19 protein-coding genes and 1 tRNA gene are annotated in these 22,743 nt (G+C 46.8%); 14 read left to right on the plus strand and 6 right to left on the minus strand.

All coding sequences use genetic code 11. The features are described from left to right. Positions 1-70: 70 nt before the first annotated feature. From ACSHX2_RS01860 to ACSHX2_RS01870, 3 genes are all read left to right on the plus strand, one after another. Positions 71-907: a 50S ribosomal protein L11 methyltransferase gene (locus ACSHX2_RS01860; protein WP_435690016.1), complete on the plus strand. Its 837-nt coding sequence runs from the start codon at positions 71-73 to the stop codon at positions 905-907. Between the two features lie 252 nt (positions 908-1,159). Further along, the gene (locus ACSHX2_RS01865) at positions 1,160-2,326 is read left to right on the plus strand and encodes a pyridoxal phosphate-dependent aminotransferase (protein ID WP_435690018.1); all 1,167 of its coding nucleotides are present in this window, start codon (positions 1,160-1,162) and stop codon (positions 2,324-2,326) included. Positions 2,327-2,423: 97 nt separating this feature from the next. Then, entirely contained in the window at positions 2,424-3,341 is a 918-nt protein-coding gene (locus ACSHX2_RS01870; protein WP_435690020.1) for a ThuA domain-containing protein, read from the plus strand. 20 nt (positions 3,342-3,361) lie between these two features. On the opposite strand, the gene queG is transcribed toward ACSHX2_RS01870, so the two are convergent. Continuing rightward, on the minus strand, positions 3,362-4,411 hold the full coding sequence (gene queG, locus ACSHX2_RS01875; RefSeq protein WP_435690021.1) for a tRNA epoxyqueuosine(34) reductase QueG: 1,050 nt from the start codon (positions 4,409-4,411) through the stop codon (positions 3,362-3,364). A 149-nt stretch (positions 4,412-4,560) separates the two neighbouring features. On the opposite strand from queG, the gene ACSHX2_RS01880 reads away from it, so the two are divergent. Together ACSHX2_RS01880 and ACSHX2_RS01885 are read left to right on the plus strand one after the other, a co-directional pair. Beyond that, positions 4,561-4,646, plus strand: a tRNA-Tyr gene (locus tag ACSHX2_RS01880). A gap of 161 nt (positions 4,647-4,807) precedes the next feature. Further along, positions 4,808-5,929, plus strand: coding sequence for a phosphotransferase enzyme family protein (locus tag ACSHX2_RS01885; protein WP_435690023.1), 1,122 nt, complete (start codon positions 4,808-4,810; stop codon positions 5,927-5,929). A 6-nt stretch (positions 5,930-5,935) separates the two neighbouring features. Here ACSHX2_RS01885 and ACSHX2_RS01890 read toward each other — a convergent pair whose 3' ends face one another. Then, positions 5,936-6,325 carry a type II secretion system protein gene (locus ACSHX2_RS01890; RefSeq protein WP_435690024.1) on the minus strand — a complete coding sequence of 130 codons (390 nt, stop codon included), beginning with the start codon at positions 6,323-6,325 and terminating at the stop codon, positions 5,936-5,938. A 156-nt stretch (positions 6,326-6,481) separates the two neighbouring features. Between ACSHX2_RS01890 and ACSHX2_RS01895 the strand changes: the two genes are divergently transcribed. The 8 genes from ACSHX2_RS01895 to ACSHX2_RS01930 all read left to right on the plus strand — a co-directional run bounded on the left by ACSHX2_RS01895 (position 6,482) and on the right by ACSHX2_RS01930 (position 16,502). Then, positions 6,482-7,360, plus strand: coding sequence for an AraC family transcriptional regulator (locus tag ACSHX2_RS01895; RefSeq protein WP_435690025.1), 879 nt, complete (start codon positions 6,482-6,484; stop codon positions 7,358-7,360). Between the two features lie 181 nt (positions 7,361-7,541). Then, entirely contained in the window at positions 7,542-9,308 is a 1,767-nt protein-coding gene (locus ACSHX2_RS01900) for an assimilatory sulfite reductase (NADPH) flavoprotein subunit (RefSeq protein ID WP_435690026.1), read from the plus strand. 45 nt (positions 9,309-9,353) lie between these two features. Beyond that, entirely contained in the window at positions 9,354-11,075 is a 1,722-nt protein-coding gene (locus ACSHX2_RS01905) for an NADPH-dependent assimilatory sulfite reductase hemoprotein subunit (protein ID WP_435690028.1), read from the plus strand. 39 nt (positions 11,076-11,114) lie between these two features. After that, positions 11,115-11,903 (plus strand): phosphoadenylyl-sulfate reductase, encoded by a 789-nt coding sequence (locus tag ACSHX2_RS01910; protein ID WP_435690030.1) that lies wholly within the window; start codon positions 11,115-11,117, stop codon positions 11,901-11,903. 99 nt (positions 11,904-12,002) lie between these two features. Beyond that, on the plus strand, positions 12,003-12,809 hold the full coding sequence (locus ACSHX2_RS01915) for a hypothetical protein (RefSeq protein ID WP_435690031.1): 807 nt from the start codon (positions 12,003-12,005) through the stop codon (positions 12,807-12,809). 144 nt (positions 12,810-12,953) lie between these two features. After that, positions 12,954-13,922, plus strand: a complete 969-nt coding sequence (gene cysK, locus ACSHX2_RS01920; RefSeq protein WP_435690033.1) for a cysteine synthase A — start codon at positions 12,954-12,956, stop codon at positions 13,920-13,922. Positions 13,923-14,018: 96 nt separating this feature from the next. Continuing rightward, a complete protein-coding gene (gene trpD / locus ACSHX2_RS01925; RefSeq protein WP_435690035.1) occupies positions 14,019-15,062 on the plus strand; it encodes an anthranilate phosphoribosyltransferase in 1,044 nt (347 codons plus the stop codon). A gap of 18 nt (positions 15,063-15,080) precedes the next feature. Continuing rightward, on the plus strand, positions 15,081-16,502 hold the full coding sequence (locus ACSHX2_RS01930; RefSeq protein WP_435690037.1) for a cryptochrome/photolyase family protein: 1,422 nt from the start codon (positions 15,081-15,083) through the stop codon (positions 16,500-16,502). A 5-nt stretch (positions 16,503-16,507) separates the two neighbouring features. On the opposite strand, the gene ald is transcribed toward ACSHX2_RS01930, so the two are convergent. The 4 genes from ald to ACSHX2_RS01950 all read right to left on the minus strand — a co-directional run bounded on the left by ald (position 16,508) and on the right by ACSHX2_RS01950 (position 21,199). Then, the gene (gene ald, locus ACSHX2_RS01935) at positions 16,508-17,623 is read right to left on the minus strand and encodes an alanine dehydrogenase (RefSeq protein ID WP_435690039.1); all 1,116 of its coding nucleotides are present in this window, start codon (positions 17,621-17,623) and stop codon (positions 16,508-16,510) included. Between the two features lie 69 nt (positions 17,624-17,692). Next, positions 17,693-18,643 carry an ABC transporter permease gene (locus tag ACSHX2_RS01940; protein WP_435690041.1) on the minus strand — a complete coding sequence of 317 codons (951 nt, stop codon included), beginning with the start codon at positions 18,641-18,643 and terminating at the stop codon, positions 17,693-17,695. A gap of 7 nt (positions 18,644-18,650) precedes the next feature. Next, on the minus strand, positions 18,651-19,571 hold the full coding sequence (locus ACSHX2_RS01945; RefSeq protein WP_435690043.1) for an ABC transporter permease: 921 nt from the start codon (positions 19,569-19,571) through the stop codon (positions 18,651-18,653). An 8-nt stretch (positions 19,572-19,579) separates the two neighbouring features. Continuing rightward, positions 19,580-21,199, minus strand: a complete 1,620-nt coding sequence (locus tag ACSHX2_RS01950; RefSeq protein ID WP_435690044.1) for a peptide ABC transporter substrate-binding protein — start codon at positions 21,197-21,199, stop codon at positions 19,580-19,582. A 159-nt stretch (positions 21,200-21,358) separates the two neighbouring features. Between ACSHX2_RS01950 and ACSHX2_RS01955 the strand changes: the two genes are divergently transcribed. Continuing rightward, positions 21,359-22,702: an ABC transporter permease subunit gene (locus ACSHX2_RS01955; protein WP_435690046.1), complete on the plus strand. Its 1,344-nt coding sequence runs from the start codon at positions 21,359-21,361 to the stop codon at positions 22,700-22,702. Positions 22,703-22,743 lie beyond the last annotated feature (41 nt).

Consider the following 22,743-nt stretch of genomic DNA (forward strand, 5'->3'; position numbering starts at 1 on the left):
AGCCGAGGGTGGAGTAGTTTCTAACTGCTATCTTCTTGCTTCGCTGCTGTTGCTGATCTAGATACTAGCTATGTGGCATTGGTCTAAATTATCATCCGTCAAATGGCTAGACGCTTGGGAAGAGCGCTTTTATGGAAACCCTAATAGCGTGATCAATGAGATCAAAGGAGGGAAATCGATTCGTGTGGAAGTATACTGTGAGACGCAGAAAGAGGCTGATGTGATTCAAGAACAATTCGGAGGCTCTGTGCGCTCAGTTAAAGAGCAAAACTGGGTAGCTCTATCTGAGGTCGCTCGTCCACCACTAAAGATTCGTGATGCGCTGCTAATTACTGGTGCGCGCGAGACTCAGGCAGTGAAAGATCTGCAGTCCGAATATCCTAATAGAACAGTGGTGCGGATGCCTGCTGAAATGGCTTTCGGTACTGGCGATCACGCCACCACGTCTACGTGTTTGCGCTTCTTGGTTGATATTTCTCGTGAACGTAAAAAAAGCCAATGGGATATGCTTGATTTAGGCTGTGGGACTGCAATTTTAGCAATTGCGGCTAGGGTGTTAGGAGCAGAGTCTTGTGAGGCTCACGATTTTGATCCCCAAGCCGTGAGAGTGTCTGAGCAGAACCTAGTCCTGAATAAGGTAGATAAGATCAAGGTTCTACAGCAGGATGTACTAGAGTGGGAGCCACCTAAGCAATGGGATGTGGTCGTGGCGAATCTATTTTCGACCATCTTGCAGCAAGCCTTTGGGGTGATTGCAGCTTCTCTCAAGGATGATGGAGACCTAGTGGTTTCAGGGATTCTCTTTGAGCAATGGGAGGAAACCAAAGCGGCTGCGGAGGCTCAAGGGCTGAAGTTTTCTAAAGTGATCCGAAAAGGTAAGTGGGTGAGTGCCCGCGGTCACAAATAGTCCCATTTTATGTACGTGTTATTAATATAGATCGCGCATATTCAGTTATGCTCGATTTTATTAGCTGTGATAGGTTTAGAGTCGGGATTCTGCGAGTCACTGTTCTGAGTTCTAGAAGATTTCGCCTGTTAGATAGGCATTTCTCTTGCAAGAAAGGTGGGATGCTTTAATAAATCCATCGACTCCAGAGGGGGAGCCAACATGCATTGACTTCGCCTCTTGGATGCGAACATTTTTAATATAACGTCAATCATGGAAAGCATATCATCACGCGTAACACAGGTCACTCCTTCGCTGACTCTTAGCATCACAAATCAGGCTAAGGCAATGAAAGCAAAAGGCGAGGAAGTGTACGGTCTTGCAGGCGGGGAGCCTGATCTCGACACCCCTGACTTCATCAAAGAAGCCGCTATTAAGGCGATTCAGGACGGTAAAACTAAGTACACTCCAGCAGCGGGTATTCCTGAGCTCCGTGAAGCGATTGCGAAGAAGCTAAAGGTCGAGAATAAGCTCGATTACCAGGCTAGCCAAGTAATCGTGAATAGCGGTGCTAAGCACTCTTGCATGAATGCTATCATGGCGATGGTCGAAGAAGGTGACGAAGTCATTATCCCGGCACCATACTGGGTTTCATACCCTGAAATGGTACGCCTCGCAGGTGGCGTTCCTGTGATCGTTGAGACTAAAGAGGAAAATGGTTGGAAGCTTACTCCTGAGGAGTTCGAAGAAAACATGACTGGTCTCACTAAAATGATCATCATCAACTCTCCTGGTAACCCGACTGGAGCTGTTTACACGGCTGATGAGTTGAAAGCTCTTGGTGATGTTGCTCTTCTCGAAGACATCGTTATTCTTTCTGACGAAATCTACGAACACCTTCTCTATGGAGACGCGAAGCATGTATCTATTGCTTCTCTTTCTAAGGAACTTTACGACCTAACTATCACTGTAGGTGGTTTCTCCAAGGCATACTCCATGACTGGATGGCGTCTTGGTTGGATCGCAGCTCCAGCGGAAATCGCTCAAGCAATCAGCAAGATTCAGGGTCACACGACTTCTAACGCGTGTACTTTCGCTCAATATGGCGGTCTCGCAGCTCTCGAACAGAAAAGTACCTTTGTGGAAGACCTCCGAGCTGAATACGATGTTCGCCGTCAGTTCATGCTTGCTCGTCTTAAAGCTATTCCAAATATCAGTGTTGTGGAGCCAGAAGGAGCATTCTACTTCTTTGTGAACTGTGAGCAGCTTGGTATGAAGTCAGTTAACTTATGTGATAAGCTTCTGAATCGCTACCGCGTGGCAGCAGTCCCAGGTATTGCATTTGGTAATGATAACTGCATCCGCATTTCTTACTGTACCACACTTGATGTCCTCAATGAGGGTGTCACTCGTTTCGAAGAGTTCTGCCGCGCGCATTAATTCTGAGAGTATAATTTCGCAAAATGGCACACAGGATTCGTTCTGTGTGCCATTTTTTATTAGTGGCATGAGATGGAATGTAGTATTGCTCTAAGTAATGAAATCACGAACACTTCCATTGTTAGTTGCGCTGACCGGATTAGGTATTGCTGTAGGTATTGCGGCAAAAAAAGGCAAGAAGCAGCTTTCTGAGGAAAGTCTGGCAAAAGTAGAAGCAGCCATTCCAAAAGAAGTGGTAAAGCCTAAGGAGAAGCGTAAGCTTTTAGTGTTTAGTAGAACGAATGGTTACCGGCACAAATCGATCGAGCTCGGTAATAAAACCTTAGTTATGATGGGCGAAAAGACTGGAGCTTATGAAGCTTTCGTAAGTGATGATCTAAGTAATTTTGAGAAGGATAAAATTTCCGAGTTTGATGCAATTTGCTTCAACAACACGACGAGTGAGGTGTTCCGCCCGCATAAAACGAAGTTCAAGTTGCTTGATGCGGAGCAAAAGAAAGAAGTTTTAGCCAAAGAAAAAGAATTACAGCAAAATCTTGCGGATTTCATCAAAAATGGAGGGGGCTTTATCGGGATTCACGCAGCCACAGATACTTTCTATGATTGGGCTGAATATGGCGAAATCATTGGGGGGTATTTCGATGGACACCCGTGGACTCTGAAGACAGATGTGAGTATTAAACTAGATGACTCAGCCAAGGGTAATCCGATTGTTGCCGCAATGAGTGATGGTGAGCCACTCAACTTTAAGGAAGAGATCTACCAGCACAAGGCGCCTTACGATTCCTCTAAGTTAGATATGTTACTCCGTTTAGATACAGAGACAACAAATATGGACGTAAAGGGTATCAAGCGTAAGGATGGTGACTTTGGGGTGAGCTGGACTAAATCTTATGGTGAAGGCCGCGTCTTTTACTGCTCGCTTGGTCACAACGACCATATTTACTGGAATCCTAAAGTTCTCTCTATTTATCTGAACGGGATCCAGTGGGCAATAGGTGATCTTAAGAAATAGGGTTTGGTGCTCTGAAGGTGCTAGCTATTTCTTTGCTCAATTTGGGTGACAGCCCATTGGGCGTGTTCGGCTATGAGCGCGTCAGTGCTTTCGCTAAGTTCTTGTAGCCGCTTTAAATCGTCTGTGGTTCCTGTGTTGCCTAGGGCAACGCAGACGTTACGAATAAAACGGTTGTGTTTGATGCGTTTGATTGGGGATTTTGCAAATGTCTTACGAAAGCTCTCTACGTCCATTTTGGCGAAGTCGCGTAGGGAATATTGAAATATTTCTTGGCGGGCGTGGAGTTTTGTTTCTTGGCTCATCTTGGCGAAACGGTTCCAAGGGCAGACATCGAGACAGACGTCGCAGCCATAAATACGATCTCCGATGAGTGGTCTGAGTTCTTCTGGGATACTGCCGCCATGCTCGATAGTTAAATAGGATATGCAGAGACGAGCATCCATTTCACGCGGGCCGGTGATGGCATTGGTCGGGCAGTTGTCGATGCAACGTGTGCATTTGCCGCAGTGATCCCCAAAAGGTTTGTCAGGCTCTAGTTCTAATGTAGTGATGAGCTCACAGAGGAAAAACCACGTGCCGAATTTTGGGTGAATCTGGACGGTAGATTTTCCGTTCCAGCCAAGTCCGGCATCGTTAGCGAAGTCGCGCTCAAGCACTGGGCCAGTATCGACATAATAGCGTTGTTTCCCGCCCATGTCACTGAGAGCAAGGTCGAGGTCGCTTAGCTTTTCTTCAATGAGGTCGTGATAGTCGTCATTCCAAGCGTAGCGAGCGATTTTATAGTCATCTGTAGTAGCTTGCTCACCAGGGTAATAATTGAGCGCAAGCGTAACAATAGAGCGCGCGCCTTCTAAAACTTCACCTGGGTGCACTCTTTTGTGTTTATTTCTTTCAAGCCACGCCATTTCTCCAGCACAACCTTGGTCGACCCAGTCGAGGTAGCGATCGGCGTGAGTGGCGCGTTTTACTGTGGCAATCCGACAGTCAGAGAAGCCTAATTGTTTGGCTATGAACTGGATATTGCGCTTTTGAATTTCAGCAGTGAATTCCATTGATGCCTGAAGTTTCATCGTGAAATAGCTGCTGTGCAATAGCAGAGAAAAATAATTCAAAAAAGTAACGTTTTTAACTTGCAGATCTCTTCGAACCGTCCTAGAAATCCCCCGCCTCGCAAGGGGTGACAACCGCAGGATCGCAAGATTCTGAAACTTTCTACGATGGGTAGATGGCCGAGTGGTTAAAGGCGGCAGACTGTAAATCTGCTCACGTAAGTGTACGAAGGTTCGAATCCTTCTCTGCCCACCATTTTTCTAGGAAGTTACATTGGGAGGTGTAACTTTTTTATGAGGGAAAACCCTGTAGTTCTTTTAGAACTACAGGGTTTATTCGTTCATGGGTGATGCTTTTCGATTGCAGAGTTTCTCTACTGTAGGTCAAATGTGTTTCAGAATTCACTCTTTTATATTTTGAAAAAACGCACAGCTTTGACTCAGCCGCTTGAGGAAACCATAGAATCTATTGGTAAGGCATTTGTACTTGATGGAGTGTTTGTCGAAGGACGAGAGATTCATGCTGGTCATATCAATGCGACTTATGAAGCAAGTTATCGTAGTGACGAGGGTGAGGTGAATCGCTACGTAATACAGCGTGTGAACGAGTTCGTGTTCAAGGACCCGATTGCTGTGATTCAAAATGTAGAGAAAGTGACGAGTCACATTAGTTCAAAGGTGCGGATTTCAACGGGCAGTAGCTTGAAGTTGTATCCGACTCATAATGGGGAATATTATGCTGAGGATGCTCGTGGAGGTGTTTGGCGTTGTTACAATTTCATCGAAGGTTGTTGTAGTTATGATGTGGCGCAAAATACTCATCAGGCGTATGAGGCCGCACGTGCATTTGGGCAGTTTCAGGATTTACTGAGTGATCTCGATGCTATGAGCTTAGTTGAAACAATTCCTGACTTTCATAATACACCGAAACGTTTTCAGCGCTTAATGGAGGTGATTCATGAGGATCCAATTGGGAGGCTCGATCAGGTTGAGGCTGAGGTTGAGTTTATCTCGGCCAGGAAGGAGCTTTGTTCTCATTTAGTCTCACAGCAGGCGAGTGGATATTTGCCGCTACGGGTGACCCATAATGATACGAAGCTGAATAATGTGATGATGGATACTGAGACGGATAAGGCCGTTTGTGTGATCGATCTCGATACCGTGATGCCGGGTCTTACTGCCTATGACTTTGGTGATTTAGTTCGTACTGCGACAAGTCCGGTGGCTGAAGACGAGAAGGATCTTCGTCTAGTGGATATGAGGATGGAGATGTTCGAGGCTATAGCTAAAGGCTATATCAATGGATGTAGCTGCCTCACCGCTACTGAGATTGAGAACCTTGTAGCGGGATGTAAAGTAATCACCTTAGAAGTGGCGATTCGATTTTTGACTGATTTTCTTGAAGGTGACATGTATTTCAAGGTGGAGCGAGATCAGCATAACCTTGATCGAGCAAGAGTGCAGATAGCGCTGCTCAAGCAAATCGAAGCAAAGGAAGAGGTGATGCAGCGGACTATTACTCAGTGTATAGTTGCCTAAAAAGTGTTAGTACAGACTTGTGTTAGCTGGAAAGTGCTCTTGCGGAGAGCTTCCGTAGGTTTCACAGCGAGCGAAGGGAGTTCCTGGGTTTGGGATGACATTCAGTAGGATGTAATTACCTCCCAATGGGCATTCATGTATTGCGCCGATTGCTTTGTTAGAGCCGATGACGTCAGCTTCAATAATAGCATCACCGTAATTGAGTGATTCTAGATTTTGGTAGCTCCTAATTCCTTTCTGGATTTGAGAAATTTGAGCAATACAAGCTGCTTGGCTGGCTGAGTCGCGGTAGTAAGATGCTCCTACAAATAGTCCGGATAATAATGTGAGTACCATTGAGATCACAACCGTGAGTTCAATGAGAGTCACACCTTTTGGGTGTTTGGGGGGATTCATTGGTGCGGGGGGTATCTGCCATTATACTGGTATTTAGATGTTCGCGCAATAGTATGCTGCTGTGGCTTAATTAATTATATGTGTGTATTGATGGTCATGATTGATTACAGGCTTGGCAGTTGACCACTGGAGAATCATTTTGCATAAAGGTTAGAGATGGATAGCTCGAATGAAGGTCGCCAAACGATAGACAATTTCCGTGATTTTGGTCAGGGGGCGCACATTGATGTTGTGAGAGCAGCTTTAGACGATGACCGTGAGTGGCTACTGAAGGCTCCTGTCTGTAAGACGCTATCGCATCATAATATTCTTCATGTAGCAGTTATGAGGGCCGGTGAAGGCCTGGCTGTTTCGAGGTCTGAGCAATCGGGCACTTTCATGTTTGCGTGTACCAAAGGGCAAGGGATGGTGCTGGCTGATGGTCGATGGAAAAGAGTAAAAGCTGGCGAGGCCTGTCTTTTACCACCTTTCGTGGGGAATTCTTTTAAGGCGATCGAGGGGGAGGAATGGGAGTTCTGCTGGGTGCGTTATATTGAGTCTAAGGATACGAAACCTATCGTCTCTGAAATATCACCAGTGAGTGGCGCATTTGATGGTATGGCTCTCAAGTATGCTATTCTCGGATTGCATGCTGAATGTAGTGCCCAGGCTTCGGCAGCTTCTAACCATTTATGGACAGAACTCATTCATCAATATGTTTTGAGCTTCGCCCAGCCTCATCAATCGGATGATCGGATGTGGAAAGTATGGAATGTTGTTGAGCAGCATTTGGATAAAGACTGGACTCTTGCTGATCTTGCTCAACTAGCATGTGTGAGTGAGGAGCACCTCCGACGTCTCTGCAATAAACAGCTAGGACGCAGTCCTATGCAGCATTTGACATTTTTGAGAATGCAGAAGGCCAGTAACCAGCTATCTACCACCGATGATAAAATTGAAAACATTGCGAAATCTGTTGGTTACAATTCGGCTTTTCACTTCTCGAATGTCTTTCGTAAGTGGGTGGGATGCCGTCCTTCTGAGCATCGTCGCTAAATGCGTGAGGCGCTGCCGATCAGTAGAGTTCATATGAGGATTTGAGGGGGCTGATTCATACAACTGCTTGAGCTTTCCTTCAAAAGAGCTTGCGCGTTTTGGGATCCGAGTGTTTACTTCGCGCAGGTAAACATAACAATACTAAGCAACTTTGTAAGGTATTAACCAATTGATCACGATCATGATTCCATCTCACGCACCATTCGAACAGAATCAGCGCGCCGCACTCGACGCTCTGATTGCTATGTTTTCGGCTGAGCAGCGCGCGTGGCTCAGCGGTTTTCTTGCAGCACCGGCAGGTGGTGCAGTAGCAGCTGTCCCTGCGCTTTCTAAGCCATTGACCATCCTTTACGGTACCGAATCAGGTAATTCCGAGGCGCTTGCTGATAAAACAGTCAAAGAAGCTAAGAAAAAGGGTATCAAAGCAACGATGAAGAACCTCGCTGATATTTCAGTGAAGGATATCGCTAAGTTTGAGCACATCGGGCTTATCATTTCTACATGGGGCGATGGTGAACCACCTGAAGCTGTGGATGCTTTCTACAAAGCATTCATGACTGAAGCTGTGGATCTCAAAGGTGTGAAATTTTCAGTCTGTGCTCTTGGCGATACTTCGTATGACAAATTCTGCCAGACTGGTAAAGAATTTGACACACGCCTCGAAGCTCTCGGAGCTGAGCGTGTGGCTGATCGGGTTGACTGTGATGTCGATTTCGATGACTCCTACGCTCTATGGAGAGACGCTCTACTTGGAGCGCTAGGTACAGCAGAAGCGGTTGCCGCGCCTGTAGGTGATGTGGCAGCTTTTGGCGCTCCAGCAGTGGAATATGGACGTAAGAATCCATTCCCAGCAGAAGTGACCGAGAATCTCATTCTTAATGGAGAAGGCTCGGCTAAGGAAACGATTCACCTTGAGCTAGATCTCGAAGGTTCAGGTCTCGACTACGAAGCTGGCGATGCGTTAGCTGTCGTCCCAGTTAATTCGGATGAAGTTGTCGAAGCATTTCTTGCTGCAGCAGGTCTCAATGGCTCAGAGCAAGTGGAGATTAAAGGCGAAGACAAGTGTGACCTCAAAGCTGCACTGACCTACAAGCTCGATATCACTGGCTTGTCTCGTGCGGTTGCTAAAAAGTATTTTGAACTCTGTAAGAGTGATGAGCTCGGAACTCTCGTGAGTGACCAGAAAAAGGCTGAGTTCAAGGATTGGTCATGGGGTCGTGAGATCGTTGATCTTCTCGAACTCTATCCAGTACAGAAACTCAGCGCACAGGCTCTTGTGAACATTCTTCGCAAGCTTCCTCCGCGTCTTTACTCCATCGCATCTAGCCCTAAGGCTCACCCAGGTGAAGTGCACCTTACCGTCGCAGCAGTACGCTACGAAGGTCATGGGAAACAGCGCAAGGGCGTGGCTTCTACCTACATCGCCGATACTGCGAAAGCTGGTGAAAAGGTGCAGGTTTACGTGCACAAGAATAAGAATTTCCGTCTCCCTGAAGACACCAACAAGCCTGTCATCATGGTTGGCCCAGGAACTGGTATTGCTCCATTCCGTGCGTTCATCGAAGAGCGTGGTGAAACTGATGCCAAAGGCGAAACTTGGTTCTTCTTCGGCGATCAACGCTACACATATGATTTCCTCTATCAGCTAGAGCTACAAGATCATCTCAAATCAGGTGCGCTTACTAAGCTCGACGTTGCATTCTCCCGCGATCAGCCAGAGAAGGTGTACGTGCAGAACAAGATGCTCGAGCAAGGTGAAGACATTTACAAATGGCTCGAAGCTGGTGCTTACTTCTACGTCTGTGGTGATGCTGAGCGCATGGCTAAAGATGTGAACCAGGCACTTATCGACATCGTGGTGAAGCACGGTGGCAAGTCAGCAGATGACGCAGCAGCGTATATCGAAAACCTCAAAAAAGAAAAACGTTACCAGCGTGACGTTTACTAAGAGGCTTCGCCTCAACTAGAACTTTAAAAATTAGAAATTTTATTCATGAGCGAAGAACAAAAATTATCAGTTAACGAATATCTCAAGGTGGAGTCTAACTACCTTCGTGGCACTCTGGCTGAAGAACTCGCTGACTCATCTACTGGTGGTATCTCTGAAGGATCCGCACAGATGGTGAAGTTTCACGGCTGCTATGTGCAAGATGACCGTGACCTCCGCGCAAACCGTCGCAAACACAAACTAGAGAAAGCTTACAGCTTCCTTATGCGTGTGCGCCTTCCCGGTGGTGTGGTCTCCCCAAAGCAGTGGTTGCATATGGACTGGATCTCCGAGAACTTTGCGAACAACACTCTCAAGCTTACCACCCGTCAGGCATTCCAGCTGCACGGTGTGATCAAGTCTCAGCTCAAGCGCACAGTTCAGGAAATGGACAAAGTAGCGCTCGACTGTATCGCAGCATGTGGCGACGTGAACCGTAACGTCATGTGTAACCCGAACCCACACCTCAGCGCATCCCACGCAGAGATGGTGAAGCTGGCACAGGATATTTCTGAGCACCTCCTTCCACAAGGTGGCGCGTACCATGAGATTTTCCTCGATCAGGAAAAGGTGATTTCGTCTGAAGAAGTAGTCGAGCCAATCTACGGCAAGACCTACCTTCCACGTAAGTTTAAGATCGCGATCGTGATCCCACCGTCAAACGACTGTGACATCCACGCCAATGACCTTTCTTTCATCGCTATTCAAGACGGTGACAAGATCATCGGCTACAACATCGCCGTTGGTGGTGGTATGGGCATGACACATGGTGTGGAAACAACCTACCCACGTCTCGCTGACATAATCGGCTTCTGTACTCCAGAACAGGTGGTAGATGTTGCTGAAAAAATTCTGCTCGTGCAGCGTGATTTTGGTAATCGTTGTGATCGTAAAATGTCACGTGTGAAATACACTATCGACAGTCACAGTGCTGAGTGGTTCACAGGAAAAGTGAATGAGTACCTCGGGTACGACCTCGCTCCTGTGCGTCCTTACGAATTTACTACCAATGGTGATAATTTTGGTTGGCATGAAGATGAGACCGGGAATTGGCATCTCAACCTCTTTATTGAAGGTGGTCGTGTCGTTGATTCTCCTGCGTTCCCAGTGAAGACAGGCCTCCGTGAAGTAGCTAAAGTGTTGAAAGGTGAATTCCGTCTTACAGCAAACCAGAATCTAGCAATTTCAAACATCCCAGCTGATCAGAAGCCTGAGATCGAAGCGATCCTAGAGAAATACAATATTCTAAAGAGTCATGAACGCTCTGCGCTTCGTCTCTACTCTATCGCTTGTGTGTCACTACCAACATGTGGTCTCGCGCTTGCAGAAGCTGAGCGCTATTTACCAGTGCTCGTGACTGAGCTTGAAGAAGTAGTTGAAGAATGTGGCTTACGTCACGATGCAATCACCATTCGTATGACTGGTTGTCCGAACGGCTGTGGTCGTCCATTCCTTTCAGAAATCGCATTCGTCGGCCGCGGTCCTGGTCGCTATAACCTCTACCTCGGTGGTGGTCATGCTGGTCAGCGCCTTAACAAGCTCTACCGTCAGGATATCCTCGGAGTTGATGCGAAAGAAATCCTTAAACCAATTATCGAAGACTACGCGAAACACCGTGAAGACGGTGAGCGCTTTGGTGACTTTGTCATTCGCGCAGGCTATGTCGAAGCGACTGTCAATGGCTTGGATTTCCACAAGAACATCAAGCCGGAAGCAATTCCGTCTTAATTGACCGATGCTCAGACTAAGATCTGAGCGTCTAATTATTTGAACCGTCTACGCGGTATCTTTAGATCTTCTGAAGATGCCGTTATAGACATCTCTACTATGAGTGCAGCAGAACAGAAACTAACAGATGCAGAAATTATTGCAGCTGAGCTCGGCGCCAAAAAAGCGGGTGAGCGTATCAAGTGGCTTTATGAAACCTATGGGGATCGCGTGATGGCGAGCACCAGTTTTGGTTTGCAGGCTGCTGTCATGCTGCATTTGATCAGTGAAAATGCTCCGAAGATGCCAGTGGCATTTGTCGATACTGGGTATCTTTTCCCTGAAACGTATAAGTATATTGATACCTTGATAGAGCGTTTCGATGTCGACCTCCGCATTTACAATCCAAAGCTCACCGCTGCTCGCCAAGAGGCGCTCTACGGGAAACTCTGGGAGCAAGGGCAAGAAGGGAACACGAAATATGGTCTGATCAACAAAGTGGAACCAATGGATCGTGCGATCAAAGAGATTGGCGCAGACATTTGGCTCAGCGGCCTTCGTCGTGCGCAGTCAAGCACGCGCCAAGACCGACCATTTGCTGAACAGCAGAGTTCTACTATTAAAGCGTACCCCATTCTCGACTGGGCCGACGCGCAAGTGAATGTGTACTATCACATGCATGATCTTCCACGCCATCCGCTCGAAGCCGAAGGCTACGTGACCATGGGTGACTGGCACTCCACTATTCCAGCTACAGAAGGAATGAGCGCTGAAGAAACGCGCTACGGCGGTCAAAAATTTGAGTGTGGTCTCCACCTCGACAATGCCAGCAGCGATTTCCAGATTTAAGTTTATATAGGCAACTCAAAGCTTTAACAGTCGCTGATCTATCAAGTGTTCTGTTAGTTTCGGCTTGACCGTATCTAACTCTTCTGCTTTTAAGCATGCATGAATCGCATGTGGTCAAATCGTATTTGTAGAAGTTTCATAGTTTTGAGTATGTCGCTGTTTTCAGCTCAAGCTCATGCATCATTGACTGTGTTAAATTTTGAATTGGGTGTTGGTATAATGGGGTACCCGAATAATGGGGTAGTTTTGATTGATGGTGAAGGTACGGAAACAGTTATACCCAGTGACCCTCCAACAGGTATTGCATGGATTAATAGGCAAGCTGGTGACAACGATGAAAGTTTTAATTTTTCGAATATAGATGTTGATGTCACTTCTAGGGTCGCTGTTAACAAAGGCTTTGATTTTATTATTATTCAGCCAGATACGACTTTTGATGACATTTTAATCACTTTGGATGATTTAAGCATAGATAGTTCTGGGTCTTTAGGACCAGCTAAGGTTGATGCTTTTATCGAATTTGAAATGATTTTCGAAATAGACGGAGCATATGATCTAGATATGGCTTGGTCTGACCCATCGGCATCCGTTCCTGTAGATTTATTGCAAAAGGTCACTGTGGAGAGCTTAGATGGAAGCAATCAAGTGGATTCAGTTATTTACGATTACAGTAATGCTAGTTCAGGGATTGGAACTACTGATTATAGTGAGCAGAGGGAACTCCAGTCTGGTCGATATAAAATTACATCTCGTCTTGCGTTGACTGAAAGTGGGGCATCAGTGGTAACGGCAGATCCGGTTACTTTAGACTTCTCTCCATCCATTGCTGCTGTGCCGGAACCCAGCTCTATTATGTTTATTTTTCTGGGGTCATTTCCTCTTATAATTCGACGATCTCGAGCATAGTCAATTGCTGTCGATTCGGATTTCAGTACTCATGAACTTTTGAGCTAAGCCCCTCACAATTTTTCGAATTTCCCTCTGGTCAAACGATGGTTCGGATGGAAGAGTTTCGTTGTTCAAATTCTAACATTAAAATATTAAAAAACGATGGCACTTCTAGCTCAAAACATGGTCGATACAGTGGGGAATACACCACTTATCAAGCTTAATAAACTTACTGAAGGCCTCGACGCAGAGGTCTACGTAAAAGCTGAATTTTTCAACCCACTCTTCAGCGTTAAAGATCGTATCGGTAAAGCGATGATCGAAACGGCTGAGAAAGACGGTTCACTCAAGCCAGGTGGCACAATCATCGAACCTACATCTGGTAATACAGGTATTGCTCTTGCATTCGTTGCACGTGCTAAGGGGTACAGATGCGTACTTACGATGCCTGAGTCGATGTCCCTTGAACGTCGCGTTTTACTCCGCATGTTAGGAGCTGAGATCGTTCTTACGCCTGCCGCTAAAGGCATGGGCGGAGCAATCGCTAAGGCGAAGCAACTTCTCACAGAAGACCCATCAGCATTTGGTCCTTCTCAGTTTGATAATCCAGCGAACCCACAGGTTCACCGTGAAACAACAGCGGAAGAAATCTGGGAAGCTCTCGACGGCGACGTTGATTTCCTTGTAGCTGGTGTTGGTACTGGTGGTACTATCACTGGTGTTGGTGAGGTGATTAAGTCACGCAATGCAGATTTCAAAGTGTTCGCAGTAGAGCCTGAAAACTCACCAGTAATTGGTGGTGGTTCACCTGGTCCTCATAAGATTCAAGGCATCGGTGCCGGTTTCATTCCAGGTAACCTCAATACTGACATTATTGATGGTACTATCAATGTGACAAACGAAGATGCATTCGAAACCGCTCAAAAGCTAGCTCAAGAAGAAGGTCTTCCAGCTGGTATTTCTACAGGTGCTAACGTGTGGGCTGCTATCGAGCTAGCAAAGCGTCCAGAAGCTAAGGGCAAAAAGATCGTAACAATCGGTTGCTCCAGCACTGAGCGTTACCTTTCTACTCCACTTGCTGAGAAAGTACGCGATGAAGTAGCGAATCTTCCAGTTTCTGAAATCGAGTAATTCGATTTTATTTACATTCAATTTTTTAAAGCTCAGAGCGAAATGCTGTGGGCTTTTTCTTTTCCTTTTCGCAACGGCTGTTAGCTTTGCTGCAACATGGACGGGCTAATCAAATCTGTAGAAGATGGAGAAGAACTTAACCTTGAGCAGATCGTTGCTGCTACTGAGTTTTTATTGAATGAAAACGCTGTAGTAGAGCAAAAAGTACGCTTTCTCAAAGGCTTATCAGCCAAGGGCGAAACTCCTTCTGAAATAGCCGGTTTTGTGGAGTGCTTCCTCGAACGCGCCGTCGACCCTGGCTCCGCTGGGATGCAATTTGACGGTCCGACTATTGATGTCTGTGGAACAGGTGGCGATAAACTAAACCTTTTCAATGTCTCCACGACCAGCATGTTTGTCATAGCAGCTGGTGGAGCCACGGTGGTGAAGCACGGTAATCGCGGCATTACCTCCAAGAGCGGTGGAGCTGATGTGTTAGAAGCTCTCGGGGTCCGCCTCGATGTCGCTCCAGAGACTTTACAAAAATGTCTGAAAGAGGCTGGTGTTGGGTTTCTTTTTGCTCAGATGTACCACCCAGCGTTTAAAGCGGTGGCACCAGTTCGCGCGGAGCTAGCCAAGGATGGGATACGGACAATTTTCAATTTGATTGGGCCTTTGCTTAATCCTGCGCGCCCGCAGTGCCAATTGATTGGTGTTTGCGATGAGTCTCTGGTCCCCGTTTTTTCAGAGATCCTTCAACGGCTCGGTCGTGAGTCAGCATGGGTTGTCAATGGCCGCACAGCCGATGCTCGACCTGTGGATGAGATGAGTCTTATGGGAGAAAGTACAATTCTTAAGTCTGGAACCTATCAGGACTTGGTGGAGGAAACTGTGAATCCGGAAGACTTCGGTCTCACGACTTGCTCTGAAGAGGATCTGAAAGGTGGCGAGGCTGAAGAAAATGCTCAGATTCTCGTAGATATTCTTTCAGGTAAGGAGAGTGGAGCGAAGCGTGACATGGTTCTGCTGAATGCTGGTGCAGGTTTAGCTTGTGCAGGTTTAGCTGATGATGTCGCTGCTGGTGTGGACATGGCTCGTAAGTTGATCGACTCTGGGCAAGCCTTAGATCGACTAAGGAAGCTTCAAGAACTTGCACACTAAAGAGATTAGAGATTTATTATGAAGTCTTGTATTTTATGGTTTCGTAGGGATCTCCGCCTCACGGATCATCCAGCTCTGGCATACGCTATTTCTGAGGGCTACGCTATTATTCCTCTTTATCTACTTGAGGAGTCAGAAGCGTGGCCGATGGGTGAAGCTAGCCGATGGTGGTTGCATCACGCTTTGGATGATTTAGCTAAACAGTTAGAGTCGTTAGGAGCAAAGCTGTGTCTGAGTAGAGCGCGTGAGGGTGTTCAACAGAAGTTGTTAGATTTTGTTGATGAAGCTGGCGTTGATGCTGTATTTTGGTCTAGGCGATATGAGGCTGAAGGCATTCTGTGTGATACAGATGTTAAAAAATCACTGTTAGATAGAGGGGTGGAAGCTAAAAGCTTTTCTTCGAACCTGATTAATGAACCATTTGAAATAGCTAATTTAGCGGGTGGCCCGTATAAGGTTTTTACTCCATATTGGAAGAAATGCCGAGAGATCCCACTGCGAGCTTTAGCGAATGTGGAGCTGGAACGTGCCTTTTGGAAAAATGATTATACTGGAGAGAGTTTAGAGAATCTAGAGCTATTGCCTTCGCTGGGATGGGATGCTGAATTTTATACAAATTGGCAGCCAACGCGTGCTGGAGCTGAAAAGCTGTTAACTGGATTTTCTGAAGAGCGTGCGGTGGATTATAATGAACATCGGGATCTCTTAGCTGAGAACGGGACTTCACGGATGGGAACCTATTTGGCATTTGGGCAGATAAGCCCGATTGAGATTTGTGCTCAACTAGACTCTGAGAAAGCTGCTGGCTATATTCGCCAGCTCTATTGGAGAGATTTCTCTTACCATTTGCTCTATCACTTCCCGTATTCTGATCGGAAACCCTTGAAGGAGCAGTGGAGTCTCTTTCCATGGAATGCTGATAAGGTGGTGATAAAAAAGTGGCAAGTAGGACAAACTGGTTACCCGGTGGTCGATGCTGCGATGCGTCAATTATGGCAAACGGGGTGGATGCATAATCGAGCTAGGATGATCGTGGCCTCTGTCTTGGTGAAGCATTTTCAACAAGATTGGATGGTGGGTGCTCAATGGTTTTGGGGCACACTCCTTGATGCTGACTTGGCTAATAATACGATGGGCTGGCAATGGAGTGCCGGGTGCGGGGCGGATGCTGCGCCGTATTTCCGTGTGTTCAATCCTGTGACTCAAGGGGTGAAATTTGACCCCGCTGGTGAGTATGTTAGGAAATATGTACCAGAGCTTAATAAGCTGCCGAACAAGTATCTTCACTGCCCATGGGATGCTCCAGAGGAACTGTTAAGGGAATGTGGAATCGAGTTGGGTGTGGATTACCCGCGCCCATTATTACTTCCATCAGAGGGGCGAGAGAAAGCCTTACAAGCCTACCAGTTGTTTAAAGAGAGCGTCGAGTCTCAGCAGTAAGTGAGCTAAAGACTGAGTAAGTCACTGGCTTTTACAAAGGGTAGGGAGTGAGCGTTCGCTACCGGTTCGCAGGTGAGTTTGCCATTGGTGCAATTGATTCCACCGAGTAGTTCTTGGCGTTTTATCGCCGCTTGGTTGATGCCGCAGTCAGCAATGAGTGTCGTCCAGGCATGAGTGACATTGTTGAGAGCTTGAGAGGCTGTGCGGGCGTAAGCTCCTGGCATGTTAGCTACGCAATAGTGGACGACACCCTCTTCGAGATACGTTGGAGATTCGTGAGTGGTCGCGCGCGTGGTTTCAGCACAACCTCCCTGATCTACTGCGATGTCGACAAAAACAGAACCCGGTTGCATCTGCCTGAGCATGTCTCGGGTGATGAGTTTTGGTGCTGCAGCTCCTGGGACGAGAACAGCGCCTATCAATAAGTCGACTCTTGGTAGAAGCTCGCTGAGATTGGCTTCCGTGGAATAAAGGGTGTGGACGCCTTCCATCGTTATATCTAGAAAACGCATGCGGTCAAAATCGACTTCCAGGATAGTGACATCTGCGCCGATCCCTTTTGCTACGCGTGCTGCGTTGATTCCTGCTGTTCCTCCACCGATGACAACAACGCGACCTGGCGCAACACCGGGGACACCGCCGAGCAGTATGCCGCGACCATTGTTGTGTTTTGCTAGGTGGTAGCTTCCAACGATGGCTGACATGCGTCCCGCGATTTCAGACATGGGTTCGAGTAGGGGCAAGTGCCCGTTTACATTGATTGTCTCATAGGCGATAGCTGTGCAGCCAGTTTCTAGCAGTGCTAGGGTGAGTTCTCGATTGGCGGCTAAATGAAGATAGGTGAAGAGGATGTGCTGTTTAGTAAGGAGGGCGACTTCCGAAGGTTGAGGTTCTTTCACCTTCACAATCAGCGTGGATTTTTCAAAGACCTCTTCAGCCGTCGCTACAATATCAGCACCACTAGCTGCATATTGATCATCGGTGTAGCTCGATCCTTCGCCGGCGCCTTTCTGAACATAAATACGGTGACCTCTCATTTTGAGATCTTTTACCGACGCTGGAATCATCGAGACGCGGTGCTCTTGATTCTTAATTTCTTTTGGAATGCCAATGTTCATCATGCAGATCTTTCCGAGTAGGAGAGAGTATAACGCATGATGAGACTCATTGTTAGCTCAGAAAGAATAAGTTTAGTCTTTGGATGCTTTGGGGTCGAGAGCATCGCGGAGGCCATCGCCAAGGAAGTTGAGAGCAAAGAGTGTGATGGAGAAGACTATGCTGGGGATTATGAGCAGGCGTGGGTAAGTTTCCATGTAGTTCGAGCCTTCTTTTAAAAGTATTCCCCACGAGCTGTTAGGAGCTTCGATCCCGAGCCCTAGATAGGAAAGCGTGGCTTCCGTTAAGATGAATGCGGGTACAGTCAAGGTAGTGTAGACGATGATTGGTCCTAACATGTTCGGAAGGATATGGCGGGTTAGAATATTCTTGTGACTTAGACCTAAGGAGATTGCCGCTTCGACGAATTCTTGGTTCTTAATAGAAATGGCTTGGGCTCTGGCGATACGCGCCATAGTCAACCAGCCAAGGGCGCTGATGGCGATGAAGAGGGGGACTAGGTCTGCAAATTTTTCTACTAATTTTTTGTTCCAGCCCCAGTCGTCGATGAGCTGTGTAGAGAGGACTTCGATGTGTCCTGAGATCAAAAGTGAGAATAAGATGATGACGATGAGAAAGGGCAAGCCGTAGAGGACGTCGACGAAACGCATCATTAGACTATCAATTTTTCCTCCAACATAACCTGCGATAGCGCCATAGCAGACTCCCATGATTACGGAGAGAGTGGTCGCGACCAGTCCGACGAGGATGGAGATTTGCCCTCCTAATAGTAGGCGGGCGAGTAGGTCTCTACCGACTTGATCCGTTCCTAACCAATGTGTCGCATCAGGTGATTGGAAAGTGTTAGAAAGGTTCTGAGTGTTTGGGTCCTTAATAAAACTGAATAGCGGAATAATAAAGCAACTGATGCCAATTAGGATGAGCACTAGGAGGCTGGCTGTCGCCATGTGGTTTTGACGCAGTCTGTACCACGCGTCTGACCAAAGTGAGTTTCCTGATGATGGAGTGATGGATTGAGAGCTCATGAAAAAACTAGGCGTTAGAGTTTCGCAAACGCGGGTTGAGGAATACGAGGGCGATGTCTGCAGCGAGATTGGCGAGTACAATGAGAGTCCCAAATAAAATGACTACGCCCTGGAGGAGGAAGTAGTCTCTTTCTAAGGTCGAGTTCACGAAGTGCTGGCCCATGCCTGGGACTTGGAAAATAGTTTCTATAATAAAGGAACCAGTGATGAGCGCAGCGAAAGCTGGGCCTACATAAGCGATTGCAGGAATGATGCCGCCGCGGATGGCGTGTTTGGTGATGATAGTCGCTTGGGATAGCCCTTTAGCATGGGCTGTGCGGATGTAGTCTTGATTGAGAACTTCTAGCATTCCGCCGCGGGTGATACGAGCAAGGTAAGCTCCAGTTCCTAACCCGAGAGTCAGGGAGGGTAAAACCCAGTCGAATGGGTCTCCCCAGCCTGCGACTTTGAGAAACGGGATGCGAGTAGCAACTTGTCCTGCCAAAAGTGGACCAATCACGAATGCGGGGATACTGATGCCGACCATGGCGACGATCATGGTGCCGTAATCGATGATAGAGTTTTTCTTTAGCGCGGAAATGATGCCAGCAGGGATACCAATACCGATGGCGATAATCATTCCGCAAACTCCAAGAATGAAGGAAGCGGGAAAGGAGTGTCTGATGATTTTAGCAACAGGTTGCTCCTTGGTCGCAGAATATCCCATCTCTCCCTGACATAGCGCCTTGAGGTAGATGAAGAATTGCTGCGGGATGGGCTTGTCTAACTGAAAGCGTTCTTTGTTCTTTTGGACGATATGTTCTGCGTGCGATTTCTCCCCAGAGAATGGGTCTCCAGGCATGAGACGGACCGCTGTAAAAGTAATCGCGAGCAAACAGAGAACAACTATGAAGCCTTGGCCGAGGCGACTGATGATAGTACGGAGCATGAAGAGGATTAGTTGGGCTGAATTTGAATCAGTTCCACGAACTTGTATGGATGGTTATTGAGAAGGAGCGGGTTCCAACCTTTCACAGATGGATGGAGAAGATAGTTACTGGTGTACCAATACATCGGGATGATAGGTCTCTCGCTGAGTAGGATTTTCTCAGCTTCTTCTAATTTTCGGATGCGCTCCGTGGGGTCTTGAATTTTTTCGGCAGCTTTGAGAACTGCTTCGTACTCAGGGTTACTCCATCCTGTTCGGTTGTTTCCATCACCACCTTTCCACATCTCGAGGAAGGTGGTAGGATCTGGGTAATCGCCGATCCATCCGCCAGTAACAATGTCGTAGTCGAGGTTACTCATGCGGTCTAGATAGGTTTTCCATTCACGCTGTTTGATTTCCACGTCTATCCCAAGATTTTTTTTCCACATGTCCTGGTAGGCTTCGGCTATGATTTTAGCACTTTCTCGATCTGTAGTTAGGAGAGTGAGCTTGAATGAGCTTGGGTCAGTGATCCCGGCTTGGCGAAGCAGTTCCTCGGCCTTGGCTGGATCGTAATGAATGACATTTGGCGGTTGATATTCGCCCATCGGGGGAGTGAGCCCGTACGCTACTTGTTGGCCGCCTTTAAGAATGTTATCAATGATGGATTGTGAATCTATGGAGAGAGATAGAGCTTCACGCACGCGGATGTCTTTGAGCTTTTCCCGTGTGACATTGAGGCGGAGAAAGTTAGTGCCTAGGTAGGTTTCTTGGCGCAGGGATTCGGGGAAGTTTTCCTGTGAGTATTCTATCATTTCTGGAGCGAGCCCATAGGTGACATGAAGTTGGTCGTTAAAGAACATGCGAGCTTCGGTGTATTGATTTACAACCGGGAGGAAACGGATTCCTTCGAGCTTTACTGTAGCTGCATCCCAATAGTATGGGTTTTTCTCTACGAATATTTGATCATTAAACTTCCAAGTTTTAAGGCGAAACGGTCCATTACCAACTAGGTTTTCATCATTGTTCCACGGGTTGTTGGGTGTCGCCATATCTCCGTGTTTAAGGACAAGGTGTTTAGGGACAGGATACCAAGTGTAGTGCTTTGTTAAATCAGGCAGGAAGGGGATGGAGGCTCGCAATTTGAATTTCAGAGTATGCGAGTCTGGAGCTTCGACTCCTACAGTGGAGAAATCTTTACTTATGCCTTTGTTGAAATCCTCAGCTCCTACAATGTAGTAGAGCATGGAGGCGTATTTTGCGGCAAAGTCTGGTGTGAGGATGCGCTCGTAGGCAAAGAGGAAGTCTGCCGTGGTGACGGGAGCTCCATCCGACCATTTGCCGTTAGGCTGGAGTTGAAAAGTCCATTCTGTGAAATCCTCGTTAGAGCTCCAGCTCTCTGCTGCGCCAGGTAAATGGACACCTTCTTCAGAGGGGTGCTCTACGCAAAGACCTTCAAATAGGGAACGGATGATGTTGCTCTCGATGACACCTGTGACGATTTGCGGATCAAGAGCTTCAGGCTCAGTGCTATTGCCTACGACAAGCACCTTTTGAGTGGTGTACTTTTCAACAGGAGTTTCATCTTGGCAACTCGTGAGTAGGGTGAGTGCCGTAAAGAGGATGAGTAAATGAGTGAGTCTGCGCATTACTGATGGTTAAGGTGGAGAAAGTTTAGCAAAGTTGCAGCTTTTTTCTCGAGGATTTGTTGATTTAATTACCAAAGGCGTCCTTGATTTTGCACTCAGCCTCACTTAAATAGTCGTGAGCTTGGTCTTGATTGTTAAAAGACCTGTTTAAGACTATCAATGAAAGCCTATTTTATCCGACGCCTTTTACTGGTTTTACCCACATTATTGGGGATCACTCTGATTGTGTTTTCTGTGACGCGATTTGCACCAGGCGGGCCTATGGAGAGAGCTCTGCAAGCCGCAGCAGCGGGTGGTGAGGGGCAAGAGGGCAACTCTGACCATAGGAATTCGACTTTATCTGAAGATGAGTTGGAAAGCATGGAGGAGCAATATGGGCAGGATAAGCCACTTCTAGTTGCTTATTTTCAGTGGCTAGGCGTGGCTCCAAAGGAGGATCTGATTGTTAAAAAGGAATATGGCGGTGCAGCTTCTGGCGATACGATAGATGCAAATTTCGAGGTGCAAATGGTTCTGATAGGTGATGATCGCCTTGTTTCAGTCAAGCAAGCGGATGGAGAACTCGAAAGTTTTAGCTATGTTAATGGTAAGGCTGCAGGAGCTGATCCTCGGAAGGATGGATGGAGTGTAAGGATAGAATCTCCAGACGACAGAAAAGCTCGAAAGGCTAGGAGAGAGAATATTGATGTCTCAGAAGTTGGGACAGAATACACACAACGTGCGGTAGTGTATAAGGAACGTTTTTCTGGATTAGTCCAAGGAGACTTAGGACATTCGTTAGCCTATGGAGATTCTGTATGGTCGATGATTTTCGAACGAGTACCAATCGCGTTCTACTTCGGGATTTTATCAACGTTTATCATATATGGGATTTGTATTCCATTAGGTGTGCTGAAGGCGATTCAGCACCGTTCGTGGTTTGATAATGTGAGTTCTATCGCGATATTTGTTGGGTACTCTATACCAGGCTATGCTCTTGGGGCTGTCTTGTTAGTTTATCTTGGGGCTAGGCTAGGGTGGTTTCCTTTGTTCGGTTTAACTAGCGAAGGTTTTGATGATCTAAGTTTGTGGCAACAGGTGAAGGATGTGGCGCATCATACCGTATTGCCTCTAATCTGTTATGTTGTGAGTGGGTTTGCCTTCCTTACAATGATGATGAAGAACAATCTAATGGAGAATCTATCCGCTGATTATGTACGCACTGCGATGGCGAAAGGGGTGAGTTTTAGAAGAGCTGTAGTTGGGCATGCATTTCGCAACTCATTTATTCCTATAGCAACTGGCTTGGGTAACTTGATAGCAATCTTTGTAGGGGGGAGTATGTTGATTGAGAATGTTTTCGATATTCAAGGTTTTGGGATGCTGCAGTATCAAGCGGTACTAAACAATGATTACCCTGTTGTCATGGGGACTCTGACTATTGCAGCTTTTCTAATGTTGATAGGGAACATCCTTTCCGATGTCATTGTTTCGTTCGTAGATCCACGTATTAAATTTAATTAACTAAGTAAGAGAATGTTTAGAAAATTTGCTTGGTTATTATT

This window comes from Rubritalea sp. (assembly GCF_051252225.1).
Taxonomy (GTDB): domain Bacteria; phylum Verrucomicrobiota; class Verrucomicrobiia; order Verrucomicrobiales; family Akkermansiaceae; genus Rubritalea.